We start from the raw sequence: 9176 nt of genomic DNA on the forward strand, positions 1-9176 counted from the left end.
AGCAGGGTGCCCTTCTCTTTGCTTAGCTTTCTCTCTAGGCCCCCTCGGGGGGTGGGCAAGCAAGAGAAAGTAAGTCGCCCCGCGGCAGCGGGGCGAAACACTCGCCGAAGGCGAGACCCAGATGCGACAGCACAACATCGAGCGCCACCACTACTGGATTCCGGCCTACGCCGGAATGACGAGCCATGGCGCCAACCGCCCAATATCCGCGGAAGTCAATCTTGCCCCCCACCCTAGCGCCAGCTAGCCTTCCAAGACTCACCGCGTGAGTCCGCATGACCGCCCGCTTCGCCCACCTCCACCTGCACAGCGAATACTCGCTGGTCGACTCGACCATCCGCATCAAGGCGCTGGTCGAAGCCTGCGTGCGCGAAGGCATCCCCGCCGTCGCGCTCACCGACGAGACGAACATGTTCGCGCTGGTGAAGTTCTACAAGGCCTGCAGCGCGGCCGGCATCAAACCGATCGGCGGCAGCGACCTATGGCTGTCGATGCCGGACGACCCGCGTCCGTCACGCGTCACCCTGATCTGCCAGAACCGCGACGGTTATCTGAACCTGTCACGCCTGGTCTCGCGCGTCTGGCGCGAAGGCCAGGGCAACGGCAAGCCGATGGCCGACGCCGGCTGGCTCACCCCGCACGCGACCGAGGGCCTGATCGCGCTGATCGGCCGCGAACACGAAGTGGCGCGGATCGCGATCCACCAGGGCGTTGCCGTCGCCGCCGCGCGGCTGCGTCCGTTCGCGCGGCTGTTCCAGGACCGCCTGTACCTGGAACTGACCCGCTGCGGCCGCGAGGGCGAGGAAACCTGGAACGCCGCCGCGCTGGCGCTGGCCGCCGAGCTCGACCTGCCGGTGATCGCCAGCAACGACGTGCGCTTCCTGCGCCAGGACGACTTCGAATCGCACGAAGCGCGCGTATGCATCCACCAGGGCCGCGTGCTGGCCGACCCCAAGCGCCCGCGCGACTACAGCGACCAGCAGTACCTGAAGACGCCCACCCAGATGGCCGAGCTGTTCGCGGACATCCCCGAGGCGCTGGAAAACACCATCGAGCTGGCCAGGCGCTGCACCCTGGAACTGAGCTTCGGCACGTATTACCTGCCGAACTTCCCGGTGCCCGAAGGCCACGACCTGGGCAGCTATATCCGCGAGCTTTCGCACGAGGGCCTGAAGGAACGTCTGCTCAACAACCCGTTGGCGCCCGGCTACACGCTGGACGATTACGTCGCCCGCCTCGACCGCGAGCTGGACGTGATCATCGAGATGGGCTTCCCCGGCTACTTCCTGATCGTGGCGGACTTCATCAACTGGGGTAAGCAGAACGGCATCCCGGTGGGTCCGGGCCGCGGCTCCGGCGCGGGCTCGCTGGTGGCCTGGGTGCTGAAGATCACCGACCTGGATCCGCTGCCGTTCAACCTGCTGTTCGAGCGCTTCCTCAATCCCGAGCGCGTGTCGATGCCCGACTTCGACATCGACTTCTGCATGGACCGCCGCGACGAGGTGATCGACTACGTCGCGCGCAAGTACGGCCGCGATCACGTCAGCCAGATCATCACCTACGGCTCGATGGCCGCGAAGGCGGTGCTGCGCGACTCCGGCCGCGTGCTGGGCATGGGCTACAACGCGGTCGACAAGATCGCCAAGCTGATCCCGCCGCGCCCGCTCGACCTCACCCTGTCGTGCGCGCTGGGCCGCTCGGAAAAGGCCAAGAAAGAACCGGACCGCGTGGTCAAGGAATTCTGCGACCTGTACGAGCAGGACGAGGAAGCGAAGACGCTGATCGACCTGGCGCTGAGCCTGGAAAACCTCACCCGCAACGCCGGCAAGCACGCCGGCGGCGTGGTGATCGGCCCGAAGCCGCTGACCGAGTTCGCGCCGCTGTACTGCGAAGCGGGCGGCGGCGGCGTGGTGACGCAGTACGACAAGGACGACGTCGAAGCCGTCGGCCTGGTGAAGTTCGACTTCCTCGGCCTGCGCACGCTCACCATCATCGACTGGGCGGTGAAGGCGATCAACATTCGCCGCGCGCAGGAAGGCGGCGAGCCGCTGGATATCGCCGCGCTGCCGCTGGACGACGCCGCCACCTACAAGCTGCTGCAACAAGCCAAGACGGTAGCGGTGTTCCAGCTCGAATCCTCCGGCATGCAGCGCATGCTCAAGGACGCGCGCGCCGACCGCTTCGAGGACATCATCGCGCTGGTGGCGCTGTATCGTCCGGGCCCGATGGACCTGATTCCCAGCTTTGTCGCGCGCAAGCACGGCCGCGAGGAAGTGCAGTACCCCGACCCGCGCGTCGAGCCGATCCTGAAAGAGACCTACGGCATCATGGTCTACCAGGAGCAGGTGATGCAGATGGCGCAGATCGTGGGCGGCTATTCGCTCGGCGGCGCCGACCTGCTGCGCCGCGCGATGGGCAAGAAGAAGCTCGAGGAAATGGCCAAGGAGCGCGCCAAGTTCCGCGAGGGCGCCGCCAAGGACGGACTCTCCGGCGACAAGGCCGACGAGATCTTCGACCTGATGGAGAAGTTCGCCGGCTACGGCTTCAACAAGTCGCACGCGGCGGCCTATGCGCTGGTCTCGTACCAGACCGCGTGGCTGAAGACGCACTACCCCGCCGAGTTCATGGCCGCGACGATCTCGTCGGACATGGACAACACCGACAAGGCGGTGACCTTCATCGACGAGTCCAAGGCGATCGGCCTCACCGTGCTGCCGCCGGACGTGGATGCGTCGGAATTCATGTTCGTGGCAGTGGAGCCGAAGGTCATCCGCTACGGCCTCGGCGCAATCAAGGGCGTCGGCCAGGGCGCCTGCGAATCGATCGCCGAAGAGCGCAAACGCGGCGGCCCGTACAAGGACCTCGCCGATTTCTGCCGCCGCGTCGATTCCACCAAGCTCAACCGCCGCGTGCTGGAAGCGCTGATTCTTTCCGGCGCGCTGGACGCGCTGGCGCCGACCCGCGCCAGCCTGATGCTGCAGCTGCCGAACGCCATCAAGGCGGCCGAGCAGCATTTGCGCGACCGGCAGTCCGGCCAGAACGACATGTTCGGCTCGAGCATGTCCGACAAGAGCGGGGGAGCGCTCGCTCCGGTCGTGCAGATCGAGTTGCCCACCGCGCCCGAATGGCCGCTGGAACAAAAGCTCCAGGGCGAACGCGACACGCTCGGCCATTACCTGTCCGGCCATCCCACCGACCCGTGGCGCGAGGAACTGCAGCAGCTGTCGACCTGCCCGCTGGGCGAGATCGCCGACCGCTACCAGCCGCCGCGCCCGCGCAAGGGCGACGAGGACAACCGCTTCCGCCGCGGCCCCGACACGCCGTGGACCGTGGCCGGCATGGTCACCGCGATCCGCAAGCGCGGCGAGAGCGACGCCTTCGTGCGCCTGGAAGACGGCACCGGCATCATCGAGGTGAGCTTCTTCGGCGAGCTGTACCAGCAGGTGGCGCCGCTGCTGACCCGCGACGAGATCCTGGTGGTCGAGGGCGGCCTGCGCATCGACGATTTCTCCGGCGGCGGTTTCGCCGTGCGCGCCCGCAGCGCGCATACGCTGGCCGATGCCTGCCGCCGCTTCGCCCGGGTGCTGCATGTGAAGCTGAACGGGGTCGGCCCCGGCTTCGTCGACGAGCTGCGCCAGATCCTGGCCGGCTACCGCAACGGCCGCACCAGCGTGGTGCTGCACGGCTACCACAACGCCATCGCCCAGGCCGACCTGGAGCTGGGCGACGAGTGGCGGGTCGAGGCCATCCCGGCGCTGCTGCGCGCGGTACGCGCGGTGCCCGGGGTGCAGGCGGCCAAGCTGCGCATCGTGAAGTCCGACGACCGCCCCTCGCGTGGCGATTGACGGCTTCCACGCGGCGCCCGGCAGCCCATACGGAACCGTTCTCGCCTTTCCTGCCGGCCCGGTATACTGCGCCGCTTCCGTGTCCTTCCATTGCGCCGAATGAACCCGAACTTCCTCGATTTCGAACAACCCATTGCCGAGCTGGAAGCGAAGATCGAAGAGCTTCGCCACGCCAGCCATGGGCAAGCGTTGAACTTCGACGACGAAGTAGTCCGGCTGCGCGAGAAGCTCAAGATCAAGACTGCGGAGATCTTCCGCAACCTCAGCTCCTGGCAGGTCACCCAGCTTTCGCGCCACCCCGCCCGCCCCTACACGCTGGATTACATCAGCGTGATCTGCGAGGAATTCCACGAGCTGGCCGGCGACCGCGCCTACGCGGACGACGCCGCCATCGTGGGCGGCATCGGCCGCATCAACGGCCGCTCGGTGGTGATCATCGGCCACCAGAAGGCACGCGATACCAAGGGCAAGGTGCGCCGCAACTTCGGCATGCCGCGTCCCGAGGGCTACCGCAAGGCGCTGCGCCTGATGAAGCTGGCCGAGCGTTTCAAACTGCCGCTGCTGACCCTGATCGACACCCCCGGTGCCTATCCCGGCGTCGGTGCCGAGGAACGCGGCCAGAGCGAGGCGATCGCGCGCAACCTGCTGGAAATGGCCGACCTGCGCGTGCCGATCGTGTGCACGGTGATCGGCGAAGGCGGCTCCGGCGGCGCGCTGGCCATCGGCGTCGGCGACCGTACGGTGATGCTGCAGTACTCCACTTATTCGGTGATCTCGCCGGAAGGCTGCGCCTCGATCCTGTGGAAGAGCGCCGAGAAGGCCAAGGACGCCGCCGAGGCGCTGGGCCTCACCGCGCCGCGCCTGTTGGAGCTGGGCCTGATCGACAAGCTGGTGCGCGAGCCGCTGGGCGGCGCCCACCGCAATCCGCATTCGATGGCGGTACGCCTGAAGGCGGTGCTGCTCAACCAGCTCGACGAGCTAGAAGCGCTGCCGGTGGACGAGCTGCTGGAGCAGCGCTATCACCGCTTGCGCGGGTACGGCGCTTACAGCGAATAAAGCGCGTAGGTTGGGGTGAGCCAAAGGCGAACCCCAACAGGCCTCCCACGCCATCGTCATGTTGGGGTTCGCTGCGCTCACCCCAACCTACGCCGCGTTTCCTTAGCGCTATCATCCCCCGGCCCATTCCGCCGGAGGCCGCCATGGCCAGCGACAGCACCAAGCTCGCCGTCCTGATCGATGCCGACAACGCGCAGCCGAATCTCGCCGAAGCCCTGCTTGCCGAGGTGGCCAAGTACGGCACCGCGCACGTGAAGCGCGCCTACGGTGACTGGACCAGCCACAACCTGAAGACCTGGAAAGAGCAGCTGCTCACCCAGTCGATCCAGCCGATCCAGCAGTTCGGCTACACCAGCGGCAAGAACGCCACCGACTCGGCGATGATCATCGATGCGATGGACCTGCTGTATTCGGGCCGCTTCGACGGCTTCTGCATCGTCTCCAGCGACAGCGACTTCACCCGCCTGGCCGCGCGCATCCGCGAGTCGGGCCTGATCGTGTACGGCTTCGGCGAACGCAAGACGCCCGACCCCTTCGTCGCCGCCTGCGACAAGTTCATCTACACCGACATCCTGGTCGCCAAGCCCGACGAGGAGCGTCCGATGCAGCCGCGCACCGCTGCTCAGCTCAAACAGGACGGCGGCCTGGTCAACCTGCTGCGCAACGCCGTGGAAGCGGCCTCGGACGATGAAGGCTGGGCAGGGCTGGGCGGCGTGGGTTCGATCATCACCAAGCAGCGGCCGAACTTCGATGCGCGCAGCTACGGCTACAACAAGCTCAGCGGGCTGATCGCCGCCACCACGCTGTTCGAGATGGACAGCCGCAGCCCGGGCGACGGTCGCCCGAAGGTGATCTACGTGCGCCTGAAATCGAAGAAACCCGCGGCCCGTGAGTAGCACCGAAGCACTGGCCACGCTGCTGCGGCAGGCCTTGCGCGCGCAGCCCGGCGGAGCGCTCTGCGTCGCCTTCAGCGGCGGCCCCGATTCCACCGCCTTGCTGCACGCGCTTGCCGGACTCGAAGAGGCGCGCGCACGCGGCCTGCGCGCCGTGCATGTCGACCATGGCCTGCATCCGCACAGCGGCGCATGGGCCGAGCAGGCGCGGCAGTTCTGCTCCGTGCTCGAAATCGAATGCGTCGTTGTGCACGTGCAGGTGGAACGCCAGGGCGGCGAAGGACTGGAAGCAGCAGCACGCCACGCGCGCCATGCCGCCTTCGCCGATGTGCTGCGCGACCACGAACACTTGCTGCTCGGCCACCACCGCGACGACCAGGCCGAAACCGTGCTGCTGAAGCTGTTGCGCGGTAGCGGGCCGGAAGGCCTCGGCGGCATGCGCGAGCTGCGCCCGCTCGGCGCCGGCATGCTGTGGCGGCCGCTGCTGCGCACGCCGCGCGCGCTGCTGCGCGACTACGTGCAGCGTCATCGGCTGCCGGCGATCGACGATCCGTCGAATGCCGACACGCAACTGTCGCGCAACTATCTGCGCAACCAGATCCTGCCGCGCGTGGCCGAGCACTGGCCGCACGCGATCGATTCCATCCTGCACGCCGCCACCCACCAGCGCGCCGCAGCGGACCTGCTGCGCACGCAATGGCTGGCCGCCTTCGCGCAGTTGCACGACGGCGCGACCGGCAGCCTGGATGCCGCCGCATGGCTGGCGCTGCCGCCAGCGCTACGCGATCCGCTGCTCGATCATTGGCTGCGCGGGCGCGGGCGCCGGATCCCGACGCTGGCGCAGCGCGCACAGATCGAGCGCCAGCTGCGCGACCTGCGCGAGGGACGCGTGCCGTGCATCCACTGGCCGCAGACCGACCTGCGCATCTGGAAGGGCCGGCTATGGGCGCAACAACCCGCGCAGACGCCGCCAGCGGGCTGGCAAGCCACCTGGATGGGCCAACCCCTGCCCCTGCCCGACGGCGGCCTGCTGGCGTGGCAGGGCACGCCCCTGCGTGAGCCGCTGACGGTGCGCCTGCGCCGCGGCGGCGAACGGATCCGCCCCAGCGGCGATCGCCATACGCGCGAGCTGCGCGACCTGTTCCAGCAGGGCGAGCTGCCGCCGTGGCAACGCGCGGCTTGTCCCTTGCTCTATGTCGGCGATGAACTGGTCGCCGTAGCCGATCGCTGGCGCAGCGCCGCGGGCGAGGCCTGGTTCCGCGGCGCCGGCGGACAACCGCGCTGGCAGCCCGCCGACTGAGCCGCCGTGCTTCGCCGCACAGCCCATGAAGCGCTTTCCGACACGCCGATCGGCCTCGCGCGGATTGATTCCGCGCGGTCGCTGCGTTAATTTTTCCGGCCATGGCCAAGTCCTCTTCCACCCCTGCCGAACCCACCGCTCCCGTCGATTTCGAACATTCGCTGGACGAGCTCGAGCAGCTGGTGGCGCGCATGGAAGGCGGCGACCTGAGCCTGGACGACTCCCTCGCCTCGTTCGAGCGCGGCATCGGCCTCTACCGCCATTGCCAGCAGGCCCTGGAACAGGCCGAACTGCGCGTGCGGCTGCTGCTCGACCCCGAACATCCCGACAGCGCAGAACCGTTTGAACCCGAACTTTGATCTGGGTCCGGCGCTACGGGCGCTGATCGCCCGCGCCGACCGGGCCCTCTCCCAGGCCCTCCCCGCCGAAGACCGCTCCCCCGCCGAACTGCACCGCGCCATGCGCTATGCCGTGCTGGGCGGCGGCAAGCGACTGCGCCCGCTGCTGGTGTACGCCGCCGGCCACGCGCTGGGCGAGGACGGCCACGCGCTGGACGCGCCGGCCTGCGCGGTCGAGCTGATCCACGCCTATTCGCTGGTGCACGACGACCTGCCGGCGATGGACGACGACGACCTGCGCCGCGGCCGTCCCACCTGCCACGTGGTGTTCGGCGAGGCGATGGCGATCCTGGCCGGCGACGCGCTGCAGGCGCTGGCTTTCGAACTGCTGGCCAACGACGGCCACGCCGACCCGGCACGCTGCCTGGCCATGCTGCGCACGCTCGGCCGCGCCTGCGGCGCCGAGGGTATGGCCGGCGGGCAGGCGCTGGACCTGGGCGCGGTCGGCGGCACCCTGAGCCTGGCCGAGCTGGAACATATGCACGCCTGCAAGACCGGCGCGCTGATCCGCGCCTCGGTGCAGCTCGGCGCGCTCGCCGGAGCCGCCGACCAGGCCACCCTGGACGCACTGGACCGCTACGCCCACGCCGTCGGCCTGGCCTTCCAGGTGCGCGACGACATCCTCGACGTCGAAGGCGAGTCCGCCGTGATCGGCAAGACCGCCGGCAAGGACGCGGCCGACGACAAGCCGACCTTCCCCTCCATCATCGGCCTGGACGCCTCACGCGCACGGCTGGACGAACTGACCGCCGCCGCGCTGGCCGCGATCGCGCCGCTGGGCGAACGCGGCGCGCTGCTGGAACGGCTGGCGCTGTACGCCGCCCGGCGCCAGCACTGAAACGCAAAGAGGCAGCCCGCAGGCTGCCTCTCCCGTTGCCGATGGCGCGCGTGCTTACTTGATCAGGCGCAGGCAGAACGGATAGCGGTAACGCTCGCCTTCGTTCGACTTGATCGTCGCCATGATCACCAGCACCAGCCACGCGATGCCGATGATGATCCCCGCCGGCACGGCCAGGATGATGCCGATGCCCAGGGTCAGCACGGTGATCAGCAGCAGCACCACCGCGATGATCGCCATGGTGATGTTGAAGTTCAGCGCTTCCTTGGCCTGGTCGTCGACGAAGGGCATCGTCTCTTTCTTGATCAGCCAGATGATCAGCGGCCCCAGGAAACAGCCGATGCCGAACCAGGCACCGGTGACCAGGGTGCCGAGCAGGGCCGACAGATGGGCCAGCATGGCCCACTGGCGTTCCTCGGCGCTGGGCATGTCCGAGGGCGGTCGCGGATCGCTGGACGAGGGATCGCTGGAAGGCTCGACGGATTCGGGTGGGACGCTCATGCGTGCTCTCCTGGCCATGCGGTGACCCGGCCTCGGTGCCGGTGGCGCCGATGCTAGCAAGGGCCGTGGTGGTTTGCCGAGCCAACGGGCGGCCTATGCACCCCCCCAATCTGGAGCCCTTCTCCCTCCGGGAGCACGCGGGGAGCGCATAGGGATGTGCGCGGCTCTCCTCGCTCATCAAAGCCGGGCACATCCCTGTAGTGGTCAACCCACTTTGGACACTCCGATAGGAGTTCTGCACGCCAGCGCGTCCACGACGGCTGGTATGCGTTGGCCGATGGCAGCATGCCATCGGCGATGGTTGTAGAAGCTCAGGTAAGCGGTGACGTCGCGGCGGGCCTCTTC

General features: G+C 68.3%; 7 protein-coding genes. 6 read left to right on the top strand and 1 reads right to left on the bottom strand.

Going from position 1 to position 9176, the window contains the following annotated elements; all coding sequences use genetic code 11:
* Positions 1 to 275: 275 nt before the first annotated feature.
* The 6 genes from dnaE (at position 276) to AB4083_RS22660 (ending at position 8330) form a co-directional block, all read left to right on the top strand.
* On the top strand, positions 276 to 3845 hold the full coding sequence (gene dnaE / locus AB4083_RS22635; RefSeq protein ID WP_441610762.1) for a DNA polymerase III subunit alpha: 3570 nt from the start codon (positions 276 to 278) through the stop codon (positions 3843 to 3845).
* Positions 3846 to 3944: 99 nt separating this feature from the next.
* The gene (locus AB4083_RS22640) at positions 3945 to 4901 is read left to right on the top strand and encodes an acetyl-CoA carboxylase carboxyltransferase subunit alpha (RefSeq protein WP_441610763.1); all 957 of its coding nucleotides are present in this window, start codon (positions 3945 to 3947) and stop codon (positions 4899 to 4901) included.
* A 143-nt stretch (positions 4902 to 5044) separates the two neighbouring features.
* Positions 5045 to 5797: an NYN domain-containing protein gene (locus AB4083_RS22645; protein ID WP_441610764.1), complete on the top strand. Its 753-nt coding sequence runs from the start codon at positions 5045 to 5047 to the stop codon at positions 5795 to 5797.
* A complete protein-coding gene (tilS, locus tag AB4083_RS22650; RefSeq protein WP_441610765.1) occupies positions 5790 to 7094 on the top strand; it encodes a tRNA lysidine(34) synthetase TilS in 1305 nt (434 codons plus the stop codon). Before AB4083_RS22645 ends, tilS begins: the two co-directional genes overlap by 8 nt.
* Positions 7095 to 7195: 101 nt before the next feature.
* Complete coding sequence (locus AB4083_RS22655) at positions 7196 to 7453, top strand: exodeoxyribonuclease VII small subunit (RefSeq protein ID WP_441610766.1); 258 nt, start codon at positions 7196 to 7198, stop codon at positions 7451 to 7453.
* A complete protein-coding gene (locus tag AB4083_RS22660; RefSeq protein ID WP_441610767.1) occupies positions 7437 to 8330 on the top strand; it encodes a polyprenyl synthetase family protein in 894 nt (297 codons plus the stop codon). The genes AB4083_RS22655 and AB4083_RS22660 overlap by 17 nt, the downstream gene beginning before the upstream one ends.
* 54 nt (positions 8331 to 8384) lie before the next feature.
* Here AB4083_RS22660 and AB4083_RS22665 read toward each other — a convergent pair whose 3' ends face one another.
* Positions 8385 to 8831: a DUF4870 domain-containing protein gene (locus AB4083_RS22665; protein WP_441610768.1), complete on the bottom strand. Its 447-nt coding sequence runs from the start codon at positions 8829 to 8831 to the stop codon at positions 8385 to 8387.
* Between the last annotated feature and the right edge of the window lie 345 nt (positions 8832 to 9176).

It is taken from the genome of Dyella sp. 2RAB6, from assembly GCF_052115385.1.
GTDB lineage: Bacteria > Pseudomonadota > Gammaproteobacteria > Xanthomonadales > Rhodanobacteraceae > Dyella_D.

Excerpts from the sequence above, each read along its gene's own strand:
- dnaE (WP_441610762.1), top strand. The coding sequence starts at position 276 with ATGACCGCCCGCTTCGCCCACCTCCACCTGCACAGCGAATACTCGCTG.
- AB4083_RS22640 (WP_441610763.1), top strand. The coding sequence starts at position 3,945 with ATGAACCCGAACTTCCTCGATTTCGAACAACCCATTGCCGAGCTGGAA.
- AB4083_RS22645 (WP_441610764.1), top strand. The coding sequence starts at position 5,045 with ATGGCCAGCGACAGCACCAAGCTCGCCGTCCTGATCGATGCCGACAAC.
- AB4083_RS22655 (WP_441610766.1), top strand. The coding sequence starts at position 7,196 with ATGGCCAAGTCCTCTTCCACCCCTGCCGAACCCACCGCTCCCGTCGAT.
- AB4083_RS22665 (WP_441610768.1), bottom strand. The coding sequence starts at position 8,831 with ATGAGCGTCCCACCCGAATCCGTCGAGCCTTCCAGCGATCCCTCGTCC.